This is a genomic window from Fontivita pretiosa, from assembly GCF_050410795.1.
In the GTDB taxonomy this organism is placed as follows: Bacteria; Planctomycetota; Phycisphaerae; order Tepidisphaerales; family Tepidisphaeraceae; genus Fontivita; species Fontivita pretiosa.
The window spans coordinates 837831-858038 of record NZ_CP191258.1; the positions used below are offsets into that span (position 1 = coordinate 837831).

21 protein-coding genes are annotated in these 20208 nt (G+C 64.4%); 1 reads left to right on the forward strand and 20 read right to left on the reverse strand.

All coding sequences use genetic code 11. From position 1 onward, the window contains the following. The first annotated feature begins 12 nt into the window (after positions 1 to 12). Positions 13 to 1218, forward strand: coding sequence for an MFS transporter (locus ACQS5P_RS03285; RefSeq protein ID WP_428939476.1), 1206 nt, complete (start codon positions 13 to 15; stop codon positions 1216 to 1218). Between the two features lie 18 nt (positions 1219 to 1236). Here the strand turns inward: ACQS5P_RS03285 and ACQS5P_RS03290 are convergent, their stop codons facing one another. The 20 genes from ACQS5P_RS03290 to ACQS5P_RS03385 all read right to left on the reverse strand — a co-directional run bounded on the left by ACQS5P_RS03290 (position 1237) and on the right by ACQS5P_RS03385 (position 20152). Continuing rightward, positions 1237 to 2085 carry a FliA/WhiG family RNA polymerase sigma factor gene (locus ACQS5P_RS03290; protein ID WP_428939477.1) on the reverse strand — a complete coding sequence of 283 codons (849 nt, stop codon included), beginning with the start codon at positions 2083 to 2085 and terminating at the stop codon, positions 1237 to 1239. A gap of 91 nt (positions 2086 to 2176) precedes the next feature. Next, on the reverse strand, positions 2177 to 2419 hold the full coding sequence (locus ACQS5P_RS03295) for a glycine zipper domain-containing protein (RefSeq protein WP_428939478.1): 243 nt from the start codon (positions 2417 to 2419) through the stop codon (positions 2177 to 2179). Positions 2420 to 2425: 6 nt separating this feature from the next. Further along, the gene (locus ACQS5P_RS03300) at positions 2426 to 3457 is read right to left on the reverse strand and encodes a MinD/ParA family protein (RefSeq protein ID WP_428939479.1); all 1032 of its coding nucleotides are present in this window, start codon (positions 3455 to 3457) and stop codon (positions 2426 to 2428) included. A 37-nt stretch (positions 3458 to 3494) separates the two neighbouring features. Then, on the reverse strand, positions 3495 to 4709 hold the full coding sequence (flhF, locus tag ACQS5P_RS03305; protein ID WP_428939480.1) for a flagellar biosynthesis protein FlhF: 1215 nt from the start codon (positions 4707 to 4709) through the stop codon (positions 3495 to 3497). A 110-nt stretch (positions 4710 to 4819) separates the two neighbouring features. Beyond that, positions 4820 to 6925, reverse strand: coding sequence for a flagellar biosynthesis protein FlhA (gene flhA, locus ACQS5P_RS03310; protein ID WP_428939481.1), 2106 nt, complete (start codon positions 6923 to 6925; stop codon positions 4820 to 4822). 104 nt (positions 6926 to 7029) lie between these two features. Then, positions 7030 to 8112 (reverse strand): flagellar biosynthesis protein FlhB, encoded by a 1083-nt coding sequence (gene flhB / locus ACQS5P_RS03315; protein WP_428939482.1) that lies wholly within the window; start codon positions 8110 to 8112, stop codon positions 7030 to 7032. 39 nt (positions 8113 to 8151) lie between these two features. Continuing rightward, the gene (gene fliR / locus ACQS5P_RS03320) at positions 8152 to 8928 is read right to left on the reverse strand and encodes a flagellar biosynthetic protein FliR (RefSeq protein ID WP_428939483.1); all 777 of its coding nucleotides are present in this window, start codon (positions 8926 to 8928) and stop codon (positions 8152 to 8154) included. A gap of 70 nt (positions 8929 to 8998) precedes the next feature. Next, positions 8999 to 9265, reverse strand: a complete 267-nt coding sequence (fliQ, locus tag ACQS5P_RS03325) for a flagellar biosynthesis protein FliQ (RefSeq protein ID WP_428939484.1) — start codon at positions 9263 to 9265, stop codon at positions 8999 to 9001. 136 nt (positions 9266 to 9401) lie between these two features. Next, the gene (fliP, locus tag ACQS5P_RS03330) at positions 9402 to 10280 is read right to left on the reverse strand and encodes a flagellar type III secretion system pore protein FliP (protein WP_428939485.1); all 879 of its coding nucleotides are present in this window, start codon (positions 10278 to 10280) and stop codon (positions 9402 to 9404) included. 72 nt (positions 10281 to 10352) lie between these two features. After that, positions 10353 to 11018: a FliO/MopB family protein gene (locus tag ACQS5P_RS03335; protein WP_428939486.1), complete on the reverse strand. Its 666-nt coding sequence runs from the start codon at positions 11016 to 11018 to the stop codon at positions 10353 to 10355. A gap of 86 nt (positions 11019 to 11104) precedes the next feature. Continuing rightward, a complete protein-coding gene (fliN, locus tag ACQS5P_RS03340) occupies positions 11105 to 11668 on the reverse strand; it encodes a flagellar motor switch protein FliN (protein WP_428939487.1) in 564 nt (187 codons plus the stop codon). 127 nt (positions 11669 to 11795) lie between these two features. Then, positions 11796 to 12449: a hypothetical protein gene (locus ACQS5P_RS03345; RefSeq protein ID WP_428939488.1), complete on the reverse strand. Its 654-nt coding sequence runs from the start codon at positions 12447 to 12449 to the stop codon at positions 11796 to 11798. 133 nt (positions 12450 to 12582) lie between these two features. Further along, positions 12583 to 12777: a flagellar FlbD family protein gene (locus tag ACQS5P_RS03350; protein WP_428939489.1), complete on the reverse strand. Its 195-nt coding sequence runs from the start codon at positions 12775 to 12777 to the stop codon at positions 12583 to 12585. A 221-nt stretch (positions 12778 to 12998) separates the two neighbouring features. Then, the gene (locus ACQS5P_RS03355) at positions 12999 to 14753 is read right to left on the reverse strand and encodes a flagellar hook protein FlgE (RefSeq protein WP_428939490.1); all 1755 of its coding nucleotides are present in this window, start codon (positions 14751 to 14753) and stop codon (positions 12999 to 13001) included. A 140-nt stretch (positions 14754 to 14893) separates the two neighbouring features. Then, entirely contained in the window at positions 14894 to 15340 is a 447-nt protein-coding gene (locus ACQS5P_RS03360; RefSeq protein ID WP_428939491.1) for a flagellar hook capping FlgD N-terminal domain-containing protein, read from the reverse strand. A gap of 30 nt (positions 15341 to 15370) precedes the next feature. Beyond that, positions 15371 to 16822: a flagellar hook-length control protein FliK gene (locus ACQS5P_RS03365; protein WP_428939492.1), complete on the reverse strand. Its 1452-nt coding sequence runs from the start codon at positions 16820 to 16822 to the stop codon at positions 15371 to 15373. Positions 16823 to 16828: 6 nt separating this feature from the next. After that, positions 16829 to 17521 (reverse strand): hypothetical protein, encoded by a 693-nt coding sequence (locus ACQS5P_RS03370; RefSeq protein ID WP_428939493.1) that lies wholly within the window; start codon positions 17519 to 17521, stop codon positions 16829 to 16831. A 26-nt stretch (positions 17522 to 17547) separates the two neighbouring features. Then, entirely contained in the window at positions 17548 to 18012 is a 465-nt protein-coding gene (fliJ, locus tag ACQS5P_RS03375; RefSeq protein ID WP_428939494.1) for a flagellar export protein FliJ, read from the reverse strand. Positions 18013 to 18032: 20 nt separating this feature from the next. Further along, entirely contained in the window at positions 18033 to 19439 is a 1407-nt protein-coding gene (locus tag ACQS5P_RS03380; RefSeq protein ID WP_428939495.1) for a FliI/YscN family ATPase, read from the reverse strand. Beyond that, complete coding sequence (locus ACQS5P_RS03385) at positions 19436 to 20152, reverse strand: FliH/SctL family protein (protein ID WP_428939496.1); 717 nt, start codon at positions 20150 to 20152, stop codon at positions 19436 to 19438. Before ACQS5P_RS03385 ends, ACQS5P_RS03380 begins: the two co-directional genes overlap by 4 nt. Positions 20153 to 20208 lie beyond the last annotated feature (56 nt).

Here is a 20208-nt window from a genome sequence, read left to right on the forward strand (position 1 = left end):
GGTAGCCACGCGATGTTTCGTCATGGGCAGCGCAAGATCGGGCGCAATGTCATTGCTCTGGGCTGGGTGTCGTTCTTCACGGACCTGGCATCGGAGATGCTGTATCCATTGATGCCGCTGTTCTTCACGCAGACGCTTGGGGCCTCGCCGAAGCTTCTGGGGGTAGTGGACGGTTTGGCCGAGGGAATCAGCAGCGGGCTTCGTTGGATCAGCGGCGCTCTGTCGGATCGGTTTCGTCAACGCAAGCCATTCGTCTTTGCCGGATACACGATCTCGGCGTTCAGCAAGCCGCTGATGGGGATGTCGGCCTGGGTGGTGGGCTGGCCGCTGTTTCTGATCGGGCGTTGCAGCGATCGACTGGGCAAATCGATCCGCACTTCGGCCCGGGATGCACTGATCGCCGACTCGACCGCGCCCGAATCGCGCGGGCTGGCCTTCGGGCTGCACCGCACCATGGACACATGCGGCGCCATCGCGGGGCCTTTGCTGGCGCTGGCGATCCTGTGGGCCAGGCCGCAGACCTCGCTGGCCTGGTTCTTCCTCATCGCGGCCATACCGGGATTGATCAGTTCCGTGCTGACGGCGGCGTTCGTCCGTGACATCCCGCACGACCCAAAGCAGACGCACATCCCCTCGATCTGGCAGCCGTATCCAGCGCCATTCTGGATGCTGATCCTGGCCAATGTCCTGTTCTCGCTGGGCAACAGCAGCGATTCGTTTCTACTGCTGCGATCCAGACAATTGGGGCTCAGCGAAGCGCAGGTGGTGCTGGCGTTCGCGGTCTACAACCTGGTTTACGCGCTGGGCTCCACGCCGCTGGGACACTTGTCGGACAAAGTTGGCCGCCGGCCCGTGGTGATCAGCGGCTGGCTGCTGTACGCGGCGGTGTATCTGGGCTTCGCGACGACGAAGGACGCAAGCGGACCCTGGATCCTGCTGGCGGTTTATGGTCTGTATCAGGCGCTGACTGAAGGCGTGACCAAGGCGCTGGTCAGCGACCTGGTCGCCGCGCACCAGCGCGCCGGCGCGATCGGGTTGTTCTATACCGTCAGCGGCCTGGGACAGCTCGCCGCCAGCGTCATCGCGGGATTCACCTGGAACATTCGTCTTGCGGACGGGCGGGTGATGTTCCCCTTCGTCTTTGGCGCCGGCTGCGCGGCGCTGGGCGCGCTGGTGCTGGCGCTGATGAAGCTGCGCCCACATGCCCAATCGGGCTGATCACGACCGGCGGTCCGGTCACACCGCCGCCGCCTGCTGGAGTTCCTTCTTGCGGTCGGCCATCTGGGCGCGAAGCCGCGCCAGGATGCTGCTGTGCATCTGGCTGACTCGGCTTTCGGACAGATCCAGCGTGGCGCCGATCTCCTTCATCGTCATCTCCTCGAAGTAGTAGAGGATGATGATCAGGCGTTCGGCGCGGCTCAGCCCCCGAGTCATCAGCTCCTTCAGGTCCTTTCGCTGGATCTCGCGGACCGGATCGGCGCCGCGCTTGTCCTCCAGAACATCGATCTCGCGAACGTCCTTGTTGCTGTCGGTCTCGAACCACTTGCGCGACAGCGACACCAGCCCGACGGCGCTGGCGTCCTTGGCCATCTTCTCGAACTCGCTCATCGAGATCTTCAGCCGCCGGGCGATTTCCTCGTTGGTGGGCGTGCGGCCCATCTCGACTTCCAGTTCCTTGGTGGCCGCGTCGAGTTTGTGAGCGCGTGAGCGGACCAGCCGCGGAACCCAGTCCATGGCGCGCAGCTCATCGAGGATCGATCCGCGGATGCGCGGGGCGCAGAATGTCTCGAACTTCACGCCACGGTCCAGATCGAATGAGGCGATTGCGTCCATCAGCCCGAAGATGCCCGCGGACATCAGGTCGTCCAGCTCCACCTCGTCGGGGAGCTTGACGTGGATGCGCTCGGCGTTGTAGCGCACCAGGTGCAGGTAATGCTCCATGAGGATGTTGCGCAGCTCTTCGCTCTTGTGCTTCTTGTACTGAATCCAGACCTGCCTGATGTCGCGGGTCTGGCCCGCATCACGGGTGTGGCGATTGACACGACTGTCACGAGCGTCACGCTTCTGACTTTGGGTCCTGGTCATAGCTTCTCCGGATTTGGCCGGAATTCTCCCGCTGACGTGCGCGCGAACATGGCGACGACGCCGACGGCGACGGCTGAGACGCCACATCTGCTTATCGGCCACTTTCGGGCGAATTCCCCGATTCTTTTTTCAACTTTTCCTCGACTGTCGTGAGATTCTCCTCGAGCATGCGTCGAGCCATTACACCGATGATCAGTCCGATAACTGCCGTGACCGCCATTGCCAGCATTGCCCGCGTGACGATCGTGCTGAAGGCGTTGCCCGCGGCGGCGCCGGCCAGCAGGCAGACGACGAACACGACCAGAGCCACGGCGGCGGCGATGCGTTGGGTCACGGGCGATCACCTCCGTGCGGCCACCGCCAGCGGCGAAGCGGCCGACTCGTTCACCGGCGCCGCGCCGCAGCCGCCACTGAGCCAGCCGACCATGCGGCTGAAGAATCCCCCTCCCGATCCGCCCGCGCCGCCGCCGCGGGTGTTGATCCGCGGCGCCAGCCCCTGCTCCAGCCGCATCGCCAGTTGCGCGATCCCCTGGCTGGCCGGGCATCGCGGGGCGGCCAGCAGGAAAGGCGTGCGCCGGCGCACCGCCAGCGGCACGTTCTCGTCGGCGGGCACGTAACCGGCCTCGTAAACATCGACATTCAGAAACTGCTTGGCGACTTTGGCGATGCGCTCGTAGACGACGCGCGATTCGGATGCTGAACGTGCCTGATTGACCAGCAGGCTGATGCGGCGTTGCGTGGAAGCGTCGGCGGCGGCGCCGACTCCGCCGCGGCTGAGCACCTTGATCACCGCGTACGCGTCGGTGATGGCGGTGGGCTCGGGCGTGGTCACCACCAGCACGTGATCCGCGGCGCGCGTGAAGCTCAGCACGTTCGGACTGATCCCCGCGCCCGTGTCGATGATGATGATGTCGGTGCGGCTCTCCAGCTCGCCCAGCGCCTCCACGATCCGCTGACGGTCGAAGTCCGACAGGTCCGCCATTCGCGCCAGCCCCGACGCCCCGCCGATCAGCCGGAATCCACCCGGCGCCTTGAACAGCACTTCGAACAATTCCTTCTTGCGGGCAATCACGTGCGAGAGATTGAACGGAAGATCCACGTTGCACAGCACGTCGGCGTTGGCCAGCCCCAGGTCCGCGTCCAGCAGGACCACATCGCGCCCGGCGCCGGCGAGCTGGATCGCCAGGTTCACCGCCACATTGCTCTTGCCCACGCCGCCCTTGCCGCTGGTCACCGCGATCACCGTGGCGCGCTTGCGCTGGGCGGGTCTGACCTGAGGAGCCGACTGCTGCGGCGCCGGCGGTTGCCCCTGCCGTTGCTGTTGCTGTATCAGCGAGCGGAGTTGCGCGGCTTGATCCATCAAGACTGTCATAGCCTGCTTCCCTGCAAGACAAACCGGCACGCGCAGATCAGCCCAGAATCATCCGGGCCAGTTTCCTGCCGCTGCCAATCTCGATATCGTCCGGCACGTCCTGTCCCGTGGTGACATAGCTCAGCGGTTTGCCGATCTTGCGCAGCACGTTGAGCACGACTCCCACGGTCGACGCCTCATCCAGTTTCGTGAAGATCAGCCGGTCGATCCGCACATCGCCGAACCGGGCCACCGCCAGATCCAGGCTCGGCTCGCTGCACGTGCTGGAAAGAACCAGGTGCACCTCGTCGGGCGATGCGCTGGCCAGAAAGTTCTTCAGCTCGTGCAGCTTGAGGGTGTCGTTGGGGCTTCGCCCGGCGGTGTCGATCAGGATGTATTCGCAGTCGTTCATCGACTCCACGGCGTCGCGCAGATCCTCGGGACTGGACACGACCCGCAGGTTGGATCCGATGATGTCGGCGTATTTCTTGAGCTGATCGATCGCGGCGATGCGGTAGGTGTCGATCGTGATCAGCCCCACGCGATGCTTCTGGCGGAGCTTGAGATTGGCCGCGAGCTTGGCGATGGTGGTCGTCTTGCCGACGCCCGTCGGGCCGATCAGGGCGACCACGTGCGGGCCGGTCGTCTTGGTTCGCGTGATCGGCCCGGCGGCGGGAACGTGCTTCTCCAGCAGATCAGCCAGCCGCTGCCTGACAAAGTCCGGCTGACGCAGATGCTCCGGACGCAGTTGCCGATGCAGCGCCAGCGTCAGCTCCACCGCCAGCTCATCGCAGACCAGGCTGTCACTGAGCCGCTGGTAGTACTCGTAGACTTCCTCGGGAACCTGTGGTTTGTGCTGCCGACGGACCTGAAGCGACAGACTCTGCACCATCGCCTGAAGCGACTGCACCTTGTCCGACAGGTCGAGCATGAGCCGCCCGTTGACCGCGGGCATTTCCAGCAACTGCTTGCCTGGCAGGGCGACGGCGGCGGCGTCCGCGGGCGAGGGGCCTGCCCCCGCATACGCCGCGGGCAGCGCCCGCGGTGGCGCCGCGCGTCGCGGCTGCGACTGCCCGCCCGTTCGACGCGATGGCGGAACCACGTTCAATCCGCGTCCGGCCGTGATCTCCACCATCTCCTTTCGCCTCAGGCCAAGCCACATCGACTTCTGGTACGTCCGTGTGTGAAGGATCACCGCGTCAGGACCCATCACGCTCTTGACCTGTCGAAGCGCCTCGGCCATCGTCGGCGCCTTGAACGTTTGTAGGTTCATACGCAATCCCCAGCCAGCAAAGGGTGACGGCGGAAGGATGAACGATGCAGCAGTAGCGACTTGCGTCCCATCGTCCTGTGTTCATCCTTCAAGCGTCGGCCCTCCGCCTTTCATCCATTCAGCCCCACCATTGCCACCGCTTCCACAGCCACTTCCGGCACGACCTCGTTGTACGCCAGCACCGCCACATGCGGCAGGCTCGCCTCGATCATCCGGCGAACCGCCGCGCGAATCTGCGGGCTGCACAGCACCACCGCGCTCCGCCCGGTCTGCGTCAGCTCGGCGGTCTTCTCGGCGATCTGCCGGACGATCGCCTGGGCGGTCTGCGGCGGCATCGTGTTCGTCGCGCCCCGCTCCGACCGCTCGATGTGCCCGTTGATCAGGTCTTCCAGCGCCGGATCCAGCGTCACGCACCACAGCCGGTCGCGATCGTCCACGTACTGCTTGCAGATCGTCCGGGCCAGCGCGTTGCGAACGTATTCGGTGAGGATTTCCAGGTCCTTGGTGCGGCTGGCGTAGTCGCCCAGCGTTTCGATGATCGTCTCCAGATCGCGCACCGGCACGCGCTCGCGCAGAAGGTTCTGCATCACCTTCTGAAGCTCGCCGGGCTTGACCTGCGTCGGGATCACTTCCTCGATCAGCGCCGGCACGCGCGCCTTGAGGTTCTCGATCAGGTTCTTCAGCTCCTGCCGCGTCAGCAGCTCGTGCGCGTGTGACTTGATGATCTCCGTCAGGTGTGTCGCCAGCACCGCGCTGGCCTCGACTACCGTGTAGTTCAGCAATTCAGCCTGCTGACGCTGCGGTTCGGTGATCCAGTAGGCCGGCAGTCCGAAGGCCGGCTCGGTCGTCTGCTCGGCGCCGATGATCTGCCCGGTGGTGGCGCCATTGTCCATCGCCAGATACTGCTCCGGATATGTCACGCCGCGGCCCACCGTCTGCCCGCGGATCTTCACCACGTAGTCGTTGGCCCCAAGTGCGATGTTGTCGCGGATGCGGATCGGCGGAACGATGATCCCCAGGTCCATCGCGATCTGCCGGCGAATCATGCTGATGCGATCCAGCAGATCTCCGCCTTTGGAGGCATCGACCATGCGCACCAAACCGTAGCCGACCTCCAGTTCCATTGCATCCAGATCCAGCAGTTTTTCGACCTTCTCCGGCTCCTTCCTGGCCGCCGCTTCCCGGTCCTTTGCGGCGGCGAGACTGGCGGCGCGTTGCTGTCCGCGGGTCATGACATAGGCCAGCGAAACGCAGCAGGCGCCCAGAATCAGCATCGGGATCTTCGGCAGTCCGGTCGTGCTCATCAGCCCCAGGAAACCCGCCGCAACGAACAGCGCCTTGGGGTTGGTGAACACCTGCGAGAGCATTTCGTCGCCCAGGTCCTTGCGGCTGCTGGTGCGCGTGACGATCAGCCCGGCGCCCAGCGACACGATGAACGCCGGTATCTGGCTGACCAGCCCGTCGCCGATCGTCAGTTGCGTGTACAGCTTCAGCGTCGGCAGAAGGTCCCAGCCGTGCTCGACCATGCCCATGTACAGCCCGCCCAGGATGTTCACGAACGTGATGATCAATCCGGCGATGGCGTCGCCGCGGACAAACTTCGACGCACCGTCCATCGCGCCGTAGAAGTCGGCCTCCTGGGCGATCTCCTCGCGGCGCTGGCGTGCTTTGGGCTCGTCGATGATGCCGGCGTTCAGGTCCGCGTCGATGGCCATCTGCTTGCCCGGCATCGCATCGAGCGTGAACCTGGCCGCAACTTCCGAGATGCGCGTGGCGCCCTTGGTGATCACCACGAACTGGATGATGAAGATGATCACGAAGATGATGATTCCGACGGCCAGCGAGCCGGCGGTGACGAAGCTGGCGAAGGCGCGCACGACTTCGCCGGCGGCGTGCAGGGCGGCATCGGGACTGGACGCGCGGTCGCCCGCGGTGAGGATCAGCCGCGTCGTGGCCACGTTCAGCACCAGCCGGAAAAGCGTTACCGCCAGCAGCAGCGACGGAAAGACAGCAAACTCCAGCGGGCTTTTCACGTAGATCGTCGTTACCAGCACGATCACCGAGAGCGTGATGTTGATCGTCAGCAGCAGGTCCAGCACCGCCGTCGGCAGCGGCACCAGAATCACCAGCAGCAGCACCACGCACGCCAGCGGGAAGATCATCCCCCGGTTGGCCTGGAGGCGAGTGAGGATCGGGTTTTGCGCGACTGTCGCCATGCTTCACAACGCCAGGAGGCACGCAGACACGCACACGCGGAGGGAAGCGACACTCGCATCCCTTCGTGCCTTCGTGCCTTTGTGCCTTTGTGCCCGCTGCTGGATCATCTCACCTGTTCCTGGGCCACTTTCCCGCTCACCTCGTACACGTACGCCAGGATCTCCGCGACCGCGGCGTAGAACTGCTCGGGGATTTCCTGTCCGACCTCAACCAGCCGATACAGCGACCGCGCCAGCGGCGGGCGCTCCAGAATCGGCACCCCATGCTCGATGGCGATCTGCCGGATCATCATCGCCAGATAGTCTGCCCCCTTGGCTACGACCTTCGGCGCGTTCATCGTTTCCGCGTCGTACTTCAACGCCACCGCATAGTGCGTCGGATTGGTCACGATCACATCAGCGGTGGGCACATGCTGGCGGATCCCCTGCCTCAGCCGCTGCATGGCGATCTGCCGCCGCCGGGCTTTGATCTGCGGATCGCCTTCCATCCGGCGCATCTCCTCCTTGATCTCCTGCTTGCTCATCTTGAGCTGCTGCTCGATTCGCCACTTCTGCCAGCCGTAATCCAGAATCGCCAGCGCCAGCAGCACCATCCCGATCCGCAATCCGATCGAATAGACGATCGACGCGCCCAGCGAGAAGATCTGCACAAATTCCAGGTTCTGCACCGCCAGGATCGCATCCATCCGCCCGTGGATCGCCGAATACGCCACCGCCGCGATCAGCAGCAGCTTCAGCAGATTCATCGCGAGCTGCACTGCGTTGTCCCGGGAGGCAAACAGCTTGTTCAGCCCCTTGAATGGATTCAGGGCCGTAAGTTTCGGCTGGATACGCTTGAAGCTGAAGAAGAAGCCGACCTGCGCCAGGTTGATCAGGATCGCGACCAGCAGTACCCCCAGCAGAAGCGGCGCCATCGCCCCGGCCACCAGACGCATCGCCAGCATCACCGCGCCAAACGCGCTGTCGGCAGCGAAATCGCCCAGCGAGTCCGGACCCAGCGCTTCGGACATCAGCGTTTTCATCGCCCCGATCAGGCCCGGGCCGTACCAGTCCAGCAGCATCACGCACGCCAGCAGAAGCACGGCGGCGGTGAGGTCAGGGCTGCGGGCGATGTTGCCCTGCTCGCGCGCCTCGGCGCGTCGCCTTGGCGTCGGAGCTTCGGTTTTGTCTGCCGTTTCGTCTGCCATGACATCCCTGTCACCAGCAACACTGCGCCCCGCGATCCATCACGGGGCCGGCGCCGACCACCTCGCCTGCGCCACGCTCATCGCCTCCGCCAGCTCGCGCTGTATCACCCAGGCCGTCAGCGAGATCCCCACGATCATCACCACAAGCCCGATCAGGGTTCGGATCGAAAGCCCGGCGGTCATCACGTTCAGTTGCGGCATCGCCTTGCCGATGCATCCCAGTGCCAGATCCACCACCAGCATGGTGACCAGCATCGGCGCCGCCAGTTGCAGCGCCAGCATCGTGCACGACTGAAACAGCCCGACGACCAGATCCAGCAGGTCGCGATCCACCCCCAGCGACAGCAGCGGCAGCGCATCGAAGCTCATGCGTATTCCACGAATCATTTCGCGATGTGCCCCGATCGCAAGAAAAACCACCAGCGTCAGCATGAAGTACAGCTCCCCCACCAGCGATCCCTGCGCGCCGAACTGCGGATCGAAAACCTCGCTGATGTTCAGGCCCATCTGCTGGCCGATCACCTCCCCGGCCCACTGCGCGGCGATAAACGTGAAGCTCAGCACCATTCCCATCGCGATGCCAAAGAGCATCTCGCCGCCGATACCCAGCGCAAGCTCCCAGGTGCTTTCCGGCAACACCACCACGCCGCGCACCGATCCGCACATCCCCGCCGCCAGCACCAGCGCCAACAGCAGCTTCACCCGCCGCGGAATCCGCGAGCTGCCCAGCAGCGGCGCAAACAGCATCAGCCCGGCCAGTCGGAAAAAAACCAGCACGAACGTCGCGACGAACTGGGGCAATGATTCCAACGACATGATGCACGACAGCGCGATCCACAGCAGCACAGGCCCGTGTCCGGGCCGGGGCCGGGAAGACGACGACGGCTCAGCGTAGCGCCGGGCCGAAGGAGAACATCAACTGCGCGTAATCGAGAAGACGTTGCCCGATCCAGGGCATCAGCACGATCGCCGCCGCGATCATCGCCGTGATCTTCGGAACGAACGTCAGCGTCTGTTCCTGAATCTGCGTGACCGCCTGGAACAGCGAAATGATGATGCCCACGATCATGCCGATCACAAGCATCGGGGCGGCGATGGTCAACGTCAGAACAAGCGTTTCACGGAGCAGGTCGGTGGCTTGATCGATCCCCATGCTTCACACCCTTCCTTGAGTGTCGTGTGATCGCGACGGAGTAACGGTTAACCCTCGCCGACACACACGCGATATGCGGTGCACGTCATCCGGGCCTCGTCCCTGAGTCCCGCTGACGCGCATGTCCGACAACAACTCATACAAAACTACCCATCAGGCTTCCGGTAATCAAGCGCCAACCGTCAACAAGCACAAACAAAAGCAACTTGAAGGGAAGAGAGATCAGCACCGGCGGCAGCATCATCATCCCCATGCTGATCAGCACCGAGGAAATCACCATGTCCACGATCAGAAACGGCAGATAGACCTTAAAGCCCATCAGAAACGCCGTCTTCAGCTCGCTGAGCATGAATGCCGGAACAAGCTGCATCGTGCCCACGTCGCTCCACTGCCGCACCTGCTGACCTGCAAAATCCGTGAACAGCAGCACGTCCTGGTCATTGCCGCTGCGCACAATCTGCCCGATCATGAAATCCCGCAACGGAACCTGCGCCCTGCTCAGGGCGCTGCGCTGGTCGATCTGCCCGTTCATGTACGGCTGAATCGCCTCGTTGTTCACGCGCGACCACGTCGGCCACATCACGATGCACGTCATGAACAGCGCCAGACCGATCAGGACCTGATTGGGCGGCAATTGTTGCGTGCCCAGCGCCTGCCGCAGCAGCGACAGCACGATCACGATCCGCGTGAAGCTGGTCATCATGATCAGAATCGCCGGCGCCAGCGACAGCACCGTCAGCAGGATCACGATTTGCAGCGCAGCCGAAAGATTTTCCCGCGAAGAAAGGTTCGGCAGTTGTTGCAGCAGCCCCACGGCATTCGGCGACTGCCCCGACGCGGGCGAAGGCGCAGGATTTGCGCCCGCCCCCGCCACGGACCCTGGCGGCATCAGGCTTACCGGATCCCCGGGTGGAACTTCGGTGTTTGACGTCTCCTGCGCCGCCGTTACCCCCACCAGCACGAGCCACGCCACAGCCACCGCTGCGGCAATGGTCACACCGCTGACCGGTTTCACGTGAGCATCCCTTCTCATCGCGACCCCGCTTTCTGCAACCTCCAGAGCAGACCCGTCGATCCCGGACTGTGGTCAACGACCCAACTGCCGCGCCAGCACACGCACCTTCTGCATCAGCCCGTCGATCTCCCCACTGGTCGATTCCAACGACTCATCCTCCGCACGCGACGCTGGGATCGGAGCATCCTCGCCAGGCGCAAGAGCCTGATCCAGATCCTTCCTGGCCCGACCCAGCTCCGCGCCGAACAGCCCGGCGGTTGCGGCGTCCGCCGCCGAGCCAGAACTGATCTGCCCCAGGATCGCCGCAACCTCGTCCGCGTCGGTAATCTCCGACAATGGGCTGAGCGCCGTGCCGTTGTCGGCAATCACCAGCACGCGCCGACCAACCTGCACCAGCAGGATCTGATGTTTGGGAGTCACGACGTTGCGTGAAAGCACCCGTACCATCCCGCTGCCGCGAGCCACCCCGGGCACAAAGCGTCGCCCCAGCCAGCGCAAGGCGAAGATCAGCCCCAGCACGATCGCCAACGCCGCGCCGATCCGGGGCAGATCCCAAAAGCTGGTTCCGCGTGGCGAGGCCGGCGCGCCGCTGCCCTGCGTCGTCGCCGACGCACCATCGGCGCGGCGGATGGTCCGGTTCTCGTAGATTCCGCCCGGACTGGCTGTCTGCGCCCCGGTCTTCTGCCCGTGCGCCGCTGCGGCGCACAGCATCACTGCCACGCCGACCGCCGCCCACATCAGCCAGCTCTTCCACCCCGCTGTTGGGCCAGTCTGCGGATGCGCTCGGCGCTGAGTGCTCAATGCACGGGCCATCCCCGCAGCGCTCACACGCCCTCTTCTTTCGCCCCCGCCACGATCTCGTTGACACGCACACAGAAATTGTCGTTCAACACCAGGACTTCGCCGCGTGCCACCAGCCGGTCGTTGACAAACACATCCACCGGATCGCCCGCCAGCTTGTCCAGTTCCACGACCGACCCCTCGGCCAGCTTCAGCACGTCTTCGACCAGCATCCGCGAACGCCCCAGCTCGATCTTGACGTTCAGTTCCACATCCCGCAGCAGATCGATGCTGGAGACCTGAGCTTCCTGCATGACCTGCTGAAACGTCGGCAGGTCGATCGGCGCCGCGTCCAGCGGCGGAGGGGCAACGCCGGGCGGCGCCGTCGCCGCCGCGGGAACGTCCTCGAAGCTCGCCTGCTTCAACAGCTCATCAATCGCCGCCTGGTCCGTGGCATCCTGGCTTTCCTGCACGCGATCGCCGCCTTCCGCCGGCGCCGCTGGCGGTGTGGCCTGTGGCGCAGCCTGCGCCTGGGGCGGTGGTGCTGAGGATGCTTCAGGAGAAGCGGTGGAACCGGGATCGGGAGCAGAAGGTTGCTCGTCAGACATGGCTCACCATCCTTGGCGAATGCGCGCCGCGGCGCGCCTGTCAGCTTCCGAGCTGATTCGCACAACCAATGCGACCCGGAGTCGCGCCGCCGCATGCAGGGCGGCCCAATCGAAGAAGCTGGAGGGGCTAGTAGTCCGTCCGGAATGGAATGCACCGCGGAACGAGCACTTCGTCTATCACGCCTTCCCCGATGATCTCGTCAAGCTGATACTTCACCTGACGCCGCAGTGTCTCCAGACCCGGTTCGGATCCGCCTCCGAGCTTCTCCGGATCGCTCTGCGCTATGATCGTGCGAACGCGGTCTTTAATCAAGGCCTCGCGCTCCTTGATCGTGGTTTTCACCCGTTCCTCGTGCTCGGCTTTGGTGACGGCAAAGATGGTCACGTCATAGAGGAATGTTCGCCCGGACTGCTTGTTGGGCGCGCGGAAGTCCAGAATCTGGATCTCGACGGTTTTCTTGCGGTCGATTTTGGCGGATCCGGAGTGATCGCCTGATGCGCCATGCCCTTCCTGCGCGGCAGAGTGCTCCTCGCCGACCAGTTCCGCGCCCGCAGCAGCGCTGGGCGAGGCTCCGGCCCCCAGGAACTTGAAACCCGCGAACAGCACCACCGCCTCCAGGATCATCACCCCGCCCAGCAGCACAGGCGTCTTGGTGAGCAGGCCGCCACCAGCGGCGGCGCCTGAAGCGGCGGCGACCTCCTTGACGGGCGCCTTCTTCTCCCCGGATTCCTTGCCCCCTCCCGCTGGCGACTCTGGTTTCTTTTTTGCCTCTTCAGCCATGGCCCCGGACCGCACCTTTCAAGGTTCGTCCGATAACGCCCACAGCGCGCTCGGACGCCTGACTCCTTATCGGCAAGTCGGGGCGCTTTCTTCCGCCTGCCATTAATCGCCGGCAGCGGCGACGCTGCCAGCGCTACTCCGTCAGCGGCTTGCGGATCAGCCGCGCATACTCGATCGCCCGGCGAATGACCTCCTGAAGCGACTCCTTGACCATCAGCTTCTCCCCGTTATCGCAGCAGAGCATCGTGTCCGGCGTCTGCTCCACGTAACGGATCTTTTCCGCGTTCACCACCAGCGGCTGGCCATTCAGACGAGTCAGGGTGATCATGACAGTGAATCGATGAGGCAAGGCATGAACGATGAGCGCGAGTCTTCATCCTTCTGCCTTCATCCCCGAATTCTAAAAATGCCCCCGCGACAGCAGAATAAACACCCTGCCGCGAGGGCTAGGACCGCGTGACTGGCATCGCCCCGCCGGTGTCTGAGCGAAACGATGCGCTACCTTTTTTGTCAACTCGACAACTTCAGATCAACAGACCCCAAACGCCTTCACCGGCTTGTATTCAGCAGCTCCGTCAGCAATTGATCACTGGTCGTAATGACTCGGCTGGCGGCGGAAAAACCGGTCGAGGCGATGATCAGATTGATGAACTCCTCGGACAAATCCACATTGCTCAACTCCAACGCGCCGGATCGAATCGCCCCGGCCCCGAGCTGAAGCGGTGTTGTAATCACCGGAACCCCGCTGTTGCCCCCGGCCGAGTACATGTTGCCCCCTTCGTCCACCAGCCCTTCGGGATTGTTGAACGTCGCCAGGGCGATCTGGCCCAGCGTGCGGGTCAGCCCGTTGCTGAAACTGCCGGTGATGATGCCATTGGCGCCAATCGAGAATCCGTTGAGCGTTCCGGTGGACGAGCCATCCTGTTCGGTCATGACCAGTTCCGAGGCGCGGCTGGTCAGCGATGTCATGGCGCTGAAATCCAGCGCCACATTCAGCGGGGTGGTCGCCCCGGTGTTGGCGCGATCGATGTTCAGCGTGGTTCCGGTGCTGCTCTGGAGCTTTCCCTCGTTGTCGAACGTCAGCGTGCCAGTCCCCAGGATGATCCCGTTGAACGGACCGGCGGGGTCGAACGCCTGCGCATCGGTGTCATCCGCGCTGGCCGCATAGAACCGCCAGGTATTGCCCGTGTCCGACTTGGACTCCAGAACCGCCGTGAGGCTGATGGTCAGCGGCGTGCCCAGCGAATCGTAAACGACGAAGCTGGTGTACACGCTTTCGCCGTTGGGGTCGCTGTCGATACCGGCGGCGTTCTGTCCGTCGGCGAAGACCAGCGGCGTGGTGCCCGAGTCGGTGACCAGCGACGTGCCCGCCAGCGACAGCGCGTTATCCGTCCCGAGGTTTCCGGTGATGGTGATGACCGCGGTATTGCCACTGGCCTCGATCGCCACGCCCGCCGTCGGCGTCAGCGGATCTCCGTCGTCAGGAACCGTCGTGTCGATCCCCAGACCCTGCTTGAAGAAGTTGGACAGGTCGTCCAGGGTCGAGCCGGCCGAGACGGTGAATGTCAGGTCCGCCAGATCGCGCCCGCCCTTTTTGCCGTTGAGCGTGAGCACCTGCCCGACGCTGAACAGCGGCGTGGAGGACGTCGTCGCCGCCGCCAGGTCCGTCAGCAGCGTGTTTCCATCCGGCGGGGGTGCCGCCCCGCCGCCATTGACAATCACCAGCGCCTGGCTGTTCAGGATGCTGGCACCGGTGGCAACGGTTCCGTTGGCGTTGAGGTTGCCCTCCAGTTTCACGTTCTCCGTCGCCTTGGCGCTGGTCAGCGACCCGATCGGGATCGTGATGTTCTGGAGCGAGCCGGTGATGATGTTGGCGTTTTCATCGACGCCGAACCCCTGCACGAATTCCCCGGACGACGTCACGAGCTGGTTGGTTTCGTTGAGCACGAAGCTGCCGTCACGGGTGTATCGCTGCTCCTTGCCCTGGACGATGAAAAAGCCCTCTCCGTCGATCGCCAGGTCGGTCGGTTTTCCCGTCGGCTCGATCGATCCGGGAGAGAAATCCTTCTGGATGGTGGCGACGACGGCGCCCAGTCCGCGTTGGCTGGGGTTTTGTCCGCCGAAATCCGCCGATGGTGGTGACCCCACCGCATCGGTGATGTAGAACTGCGGCTTGAACAGTGCGCGGCTGGACTTGAACGCGACAGTATTGATGTTGGCAATATTGTTGCCGACGACGTTGAGCCGGGTCTGGTTGACGTTCAGTCCGGACAGACCCGTGAACAGCGTACTGGTCAGAGCCATAACCGATTACCTCGGGAACCCGCAGGCTCCAGCTCGTTGCGCAGGTTTCGCGCGGCTCCGCCGCGCACAACCTGCCGAGCACCCCGCGCCACAAATCTCCACGCGGGTTTTGCATCTTCAATCCGCTGCAAATGCAATCCTCATGCCGCGCGCGCCGACGACGTCGCCGCCGTCGCCCCGCCGCTCGCCGGCGCAATCGCCGTCACCCGCGACAGCTTCAGCGACTTGCCGTTGTCCAGCTCCAGGAACACTTCATCATTCTGCACGCGCACTGCCGTCACCAGGCCCTGCACCTGCGTTCCATCCTCTTCCAGGCCCTGCACCAGCTTCCCGATCAGGTTCCCCGCCGCCCCCAGACTGTTCTGAAGCACAAGCCCCTTCAGGCTCGCCTGGAGAGACTCGGTGGTCTGTAGCTGCCCGATCTGGCTCATCTGAGCCAGCAGTTCCTGGTTCTTGGCCGGCTCCAGCGGGTCCTGATTCTGAAGCTGCGTGATCATCATCTGGATGAAGTCCTCGGTATTGAGCGCAAACTTCCTGGATTGGATCGTGTTGCGCGCCGGTTCAGAGCTGATCGGTGTGGTTGTCATGTTGGATGTCCTCTAATGGCGAGGCGACGATCAGGCGACCAGATCCAGCGGATCGGTGCCGGCCAGTCCCAGTCGCCGCCACATCCGCCGCAGCATCTCCCGCCGCTGCTGTTCCTGTCTGGCCCATTGCCGATCCTCGTGGCTCGGCTGCTGATGCTGTGGATCGTCGCCGCTTGACGAGCCGCTCTGTTCGCGTGGCGACTGCTGCACGTGCAGCTTCTCCACACTCAGCCCCTGCGACTCCAGCACCTGCTTGAGCTGCCCGAGGCTGTGGCTGAGCAGCCTGGTCGCCTGATCGTTGGATGTCTCGAACGAAGCGCTCATCACTCCGTCCAGCATCCGCACGGTGACCTGAAGCGTTCCCAGTTCCGGAGGATCGAGGCGCAAGCGCATCGTCCCGCCGTTGGGCATCAGCTCGCCGCGAATTGACGTCACGATCCGGTCGTGATTCGCCGCAACCAGCTCCGCTTCCGGTCGTACCGGCGCCTGCGGAGCGGACGAAGGCAACGACTGCGGCTGAATCGGGCGCGAGTTGTGCCCCGTCGAAGATGCTTCAACCATGCCCGTCGGCACTGCACGATCCGCCGCCTCCAGCGTCCGGCTGGCGTTCATCGCCGCCTCCACCCTGACGGAGTTCTGGTTGCCCTCGGTTGGCGGCTGCGAGTCGGCTTCTGCCGCAGGCTGCAACTGCGGCGCTTCGTCCTGCGACGGCTGCACATTCGCCGGCAACCGCTGCGCAATGCCGCCCGTCTGTTGCGCATCCGGCGACTCGTCCGGCGCAGCCGCGCTCGAGGCCGCCGCCACATGCTGCGTCGCAAGCTTCATCGCTGCGCGCGGCGGCGGAGAATCGGACACGGATTCCCCGCTGCCCTGGGCCTCTTGCGGTTCCGTCATCGCCACCGCCACCACCTGCGATTCGGAGGCCACAGCGGCGACGATCCGATCCGGCGGTAACGGGCCGGCGATCTCCGGCGATCCGTCGTCCTGCTGTGGCTGTTGCGTCGGTTCGCCGACTGGTGCCGCAGGCGGCGGCGCAACCGTTGCACCCCAGATCACTGCCGCCACCGCCTCTGTCTGCTGCGTCGCAGACGCGCTGGCATCGCTCACAACATGCTCATGCCCCGCCTGCGGCTCCGGCGGCGCCGATGCCGACGCTGCGTCAGTCTGAGCCTGCGCCTGCACCGCTGGCTCTGCCTCCTGCGGCGTCGCCTCGGCGTTCTCAGGTGCCTGTTGATCCACCGGGGACGGCGAGTCACTGTCACTTTCTCCGATCCCCGCGCTGCTGTCGTGCTTGGGCTCAACCGGCTTCCCGCTGGAAATGTTGGCAGCTTCCCGGTCATTCTGCGGCTGGGGTTTTGGCCGGTTCTGGCGCAGCACCCGTTCGAACGGCTCGCCCGCCTGGGGCTTGTCACTGCGTAGCGCGCCTCGTGGCACAGGCGTGCCAATCTCCTTCACCACGCTGTTGTTGGCTACCTTCGGCATGCTGGATCATTCCTTGGCGGTCGCGGCTGACGCCTGCGCAGCTTCCGCTGTCTGCGCCAGGCGCATGCGTTCCAGAATCCTTTGAATGCGCGACGTTTCCTCGGGCGATTTGAACTCGCGGATGATCTTGCCCGCCGTACGCGACGGCATCGCCTGCAGGTAATTCATCACCGTCTGATCATCCAGCCCCATGAACACCGTCTTGACCTGACGCGCCGGCATCGTGCTGTACAACGCCAGGCTGTCCTGAAAACCCTTGTCGCTGGCCAGCTGATTGGCCTGCTGCTCCCTGGCCGCGAGCTGCTGCTCTCGCGACTGCAACGATTCCACGTCGCGCGCCAGTTGCTGCCTGGCCAGTTCCACCTGCCGCTGAAGGTCATTCAGCTCCCGCTGTCGGCGATCCAGCAAAGCCATCTGCGCATCGAAGGCATGCTGAATGAACTCGACCTGCTCGGTGGCCGTTCGCCCGGCGGCTTTGGCCAGAAGCTCATCGAGCTTGAGCGTCGGCTGGCTGGTCGGCTCGGCCGATGGCTGCGTCGCCGGCGACTGCTGTGGCGATGCGGGAAACACGATCTGCCGGATCTCCGCGATGCGCTGGCGGTCCAGCCGGCCCTGTTGCCACAGCCAGCCGATGCCGGCGATGACGGCCAGGAAGTTCACCGCCAACGTGAGCACGATCACGTCGATCAACTTCTTCATCGTGATTCAGCCTGCCTGGCGCCGTCTTACCCGTCGCCCTCGTTGGTCAGATTCCGATAAGCAAGCTGCATGCCGGCTTCGTCGAGCAGCGAGAGCTCGCGTTTCGCCTGCTCTTCACGCCAGCGCAGCAACTGCCGCTCGCGCAGCTTCTGGATGATCTTTCTCTGTTTGGCCGCCTCCGTCAGCGCGGCCCGGGCCTCGTCCACAGCGCGTTGCGCCAGCGCGATCCTTTGCACCAGCGCGATTGCCTGCCGCTGCATTCCCGCCAGAAATCTGCGGTGCGCCGCAAGAAACGCCATGTCCAGCCGACCCACCAGATGGTGCTGTCTGACATCCTGATTGCAGCGATTGACCGACTCCTGCACCTGACGCAGCGCCTGCTGAAGCTCCAGCAGCTCCTTCTGCCTCACCGCCAGCTCGCGCTGCTTCTGCCGCTCGACGTGCAGCCGATGCCGAAGCACCGCCTGGAGCTTGAAGACGAACCTCGCCATCGCTCATCCCCGGCCGATCATCATCGCGCAACTCCTGCCGCCCGCGGCGCCGTTCGTGCGCCCTGCGCCGCCCCGGATGCAGCCGACTGCTGCGACCGGATCGTCTTTTCCACCTGCTCGATATACCCCACCAGCTCGAACAACTGTTTGCGGGCCTGTTCCAGATTCGATGGCGAGCTCGAATCCTGCTGAAGATACTGGATGATCCTTGCCCGGACCTGCACCGCCAGGTCATTCTCCGGATTGATCCCCGGCACGTACGCGCCGATGCTGACCAGGTCTTCGATCTCCTGGTAAATCCCCAGCAGCGCCAGCACGCGTCGTGCGGCGCGGACGTGCTGCTCATCCGTGACATCGCCGCGCACGCGGCTGATGCTCAACAGCACATCGATCGCCGGGTAGTGCCCCCGGCTGGCCAGCGAACGGCTCAGCCACAGGTGCCCGTCGCTGATCCCCTTGACCGCGTCGGGAATCGGCTCGTTGAAATCGTCTCCCTCAACCAGCACGGTGTAAAAGCCGGTGATCGAGCCGACGGCGGTTTTGCCGGCGCGCTCCAGAATCTCCGGCAGCAGCGCAAAGACGCTGGGCGGAAACCCCCTGGTCGCCGGCGGCTCGCGCGCCGCCAAACCGATCTGTCGCTGCGCCTGCGCCAGCCGCGTCAGCGAGTCCATCATCAGCAGCACGTGCTTGCCCCGATCGCGGAAGTACTCCGCGACGGTGCAGGCCACCTTCGCGGCGCGCACCTTCAGCAGCGGCGTCTCGTCGCTTGTGCTCACGATCACCACGCATCGCTTCAGCCCCTGCTCTCCGAGCGCATTCTCGATGAACTCCAGCACCTCACGGCTGCGCTCGCCGATCAGCGCGACCACCGACACGTCGGCGCTGGTGTGCTTGGCGATGCACGAGATCAGCGTGCTCTTGCCCACACCTGGACCGGAAAAAATCCCCATCCGCTGTCCAAGCCCGCATGTATGCAACCCGTCGATGGCGCGAATGCTGGTGGAGATCGGCTGGCGAATGTTCTGGCGGTCCAGCGGCTGCACCCCGCGACCATCAATCCGCCGCGATTCGCTCAGCAGCAGAGGCCCCTTGCCGTCGATCGGCTCGCCAAAGCCGTTCAGCACGCGGCCCAGCAGTTCTTCCGAACACCAGATCCGCGGCGACGAAGAGACGGCGACGATCCGATCTCCCCTGGCCACTCCCCCGGTCGTCCCCAGCGGCATCAGCAGCGTGCGGTCCTCGGCAAAACCGATCGCCTCGGCCATGGTCGTCCTGCCGCCGAAGCTCTCGATCCGACACAGCGAGCCGACCGGAACCGGCAGGTCCGATGCCTCAATGGTCAGCCCGCTGATTCCCTGCACGCACCCGCTGATGCCCAGCGGCATCGACGTGGCAACCGTATCGAGTTGGGCTGAAAACAGGCTCACGATTCGGGCGCCTCCGTGCCCGCCGACGCCGCCGGCAGCAGGTCCGCCGCCACCCGGTCGATCTGCCGGTCCAGGTCGGCATCGATCTCTCCTGACGCGGTGAAGATCCGACATCCGCCTGGCAAAAGCGTCGCATCTTCTACCAGCTCAACGTGCTGGAGTTGGGGCCATTGAACCTTCAGCGCCGGCAACACCTCGGCCAGTACCTGTTTCTGGCTGGGGTGCACGGCGATGCGGACATCGCTGGACTGAACGACCAGCCGTATCGCCTCGGTAACATTCGCCGTCAGCACCGACGGGTCCAGTGCCCCCTGGAGCTTGGTGACGCGCCTGGCGATCGCCACCGCCAACCGGATCAGCTCCGCGGTCGCATCGGCCTGGAGGCGGCGGCGGGAGGCGTCCAGCTCGCTCGCCGCCGCCGACAGCGCCTTGATCAACTGCTCCAGCCGCGCGCGATGTTCCGCCAGGGCCGCCTGCTGCCCGGCCGAACGCCCCTCCTGTGCGCCGCTCTTGAGCCCATCCTCCCGCCCCGCCGCAAAGCCCTGATCGTAAGCCCGCTGCCGGATCTGCCCCGCCTGCTGCTGCGCTTCAGCCAGCACCTGCTCGGCCTGCTGCTGGGCGCGCAGGATGATCTGCCGCGCCTGCGCTTCGATGTCGCGCATCGAAAACGGCGACAATGCGGCCGGAGCATGGTTGGACTTGATCAGACCCATGGGTAGAACGGATGCGGCATGAAGGATGAAGGATGAAGTGAGACTCGGCGGCTGCG

What these genes read in the sequence shown, in the direction of transcription:
- flhF (WP_428939480.1), bottom strand. Translation starts at nt 4,709, where the DNA reads ATGAACCTACAAACGTTCAAGGCGCCGACGATGGCCGAGGCGCTTCGA.
- fliJ (WP_428939494.1), bottom strand. Translation starts at nt 18,012, where the DNA reads ATGGCGAGGTTCGTCTTCAAGCTCCAGGCGGTGCTTCGGCATCGGCTG.
- ACQS5P_RS03345 (WP_428939488.1), bottom strand. Translation starts at nt 12,449, where the DNA reads ATGGCTGAAGAGGCAAAAAAGAAACCAGAGTCGCCAGCGGGAGGGGGC.
- fliQ (WP_428939484.1), bottom strand. Translation starts at nt 9,265, where the DNA reads ATGGGGATCGATCAAGCCACCGACCTGCTCCGTGAAACGCTTGTTCTG.
- fliR (WP_428939483.1), bottom strand. Translation starts at nt 8,928, where the DNA reads ATGTCGTTGGAATCATTGCCCCAGTTCGTCGCGACGTTCGTGCTGGTT.
- ACQS5P_RS03350 (WP_428939489.1), bottom strand. Translation starts at nt 12,777, where the DNA reads ATGATCACCCTGACTCGTCTGAATGGCCAGCCGCTGGTGGTGAACGCG.
- ACQS5P_RS03385 (WP_428939496.1), bottom strand. Translation starts at nt 20,152, where the DNA reads ATGGGTCTGATCAAGTCCAACCATGCTCCGGCCGCATTGTCGCCGTTT.
- ACQS5P_RS03355 (WP_428939490.1), bottom strand. Translation starts at nt 14,753, where the DNA reads ATGGCTCTGACCAGTACGCTGTTCACGGGTCTGTCCGGACTGAACGTC.
- ACQS5P_RS03300 (WP_428939479.1), bottom strand. Translation starts at nt 3,457, where the DNA reads ATGACAGTCTTGATGGATCAAGCCGCGCAACTCCGCTCGCTGATACAG.
- ACQS5P_RS03365 (WP_428939492.1), bottom strand. Translation starts at nt 16,822, where the DNA reads ATGCCGAAGGTAGCCAACAACAGCGTGGTGAAGGAGATTGGCACGCCT.
- ACQS5P_RS03290 (WP_428939477.1), bottom strand. Translation starts at nt 2,085, where the DNA reads ATGACCAGGACCCAAAGTCAGAAGCGTGACGCTCGTGACAGTCGTGTC.
- flhB (WP_428939482.1), bottom strand. Translation starts at nt 8,112, where the DNA reads ATGGCAGACGAAACGGCAGACAAAACCGAAGCTCCGACGCCAAGGCGA.
- ACQS5P_RS03370 (WP_428939493.1), bottom strand. Translation starts at nt 17,521, where the DNA reads ATGAAGAAGTTGATCGACGTGATCGTGCTCACGTTGGCGGTGAACTTC.
- ACQS5P_RS03285 (WP_428939476.1), top strand. Translation starts at nt 13, where the DNA reads ATGTTTCGTCATGGGCAGCGCAAGATCGGGCGCAATGTCATTGCTCTG.
- ACQS5P_RS03360 (WP_428939491.1), bottom strand. Translation starts at nt 15,340, where the DNA reads ATGACAACCACACCGATCAGCTCTGAACCGGCGCGCAACACGATCCAA.
- ACQS5P_RS03335 (WP_428939486.1), bottom strand. Translation starts at nt 11,018, where the DNA reads ATGTGGGCGGCGGTCGGCGTGGCAGTGATGCTGTGCGCCGCAGCGGCG.
- fliN (WP_428939487.1), bottom strand. Translation starts at nt 11,668, where the DNA reads ATGTCTGACGAGCAACCTTCTGCTCCCGATCCCGGTTCCACCGCTTCT.
- flhA (WP_428939481.1), bottom strand. Translation starts at nt 6,925, where the DNA reads ATGGCGACAGTCGCGCAAAACCCGATCCTCACTCGCCTCCAGGCCAAC.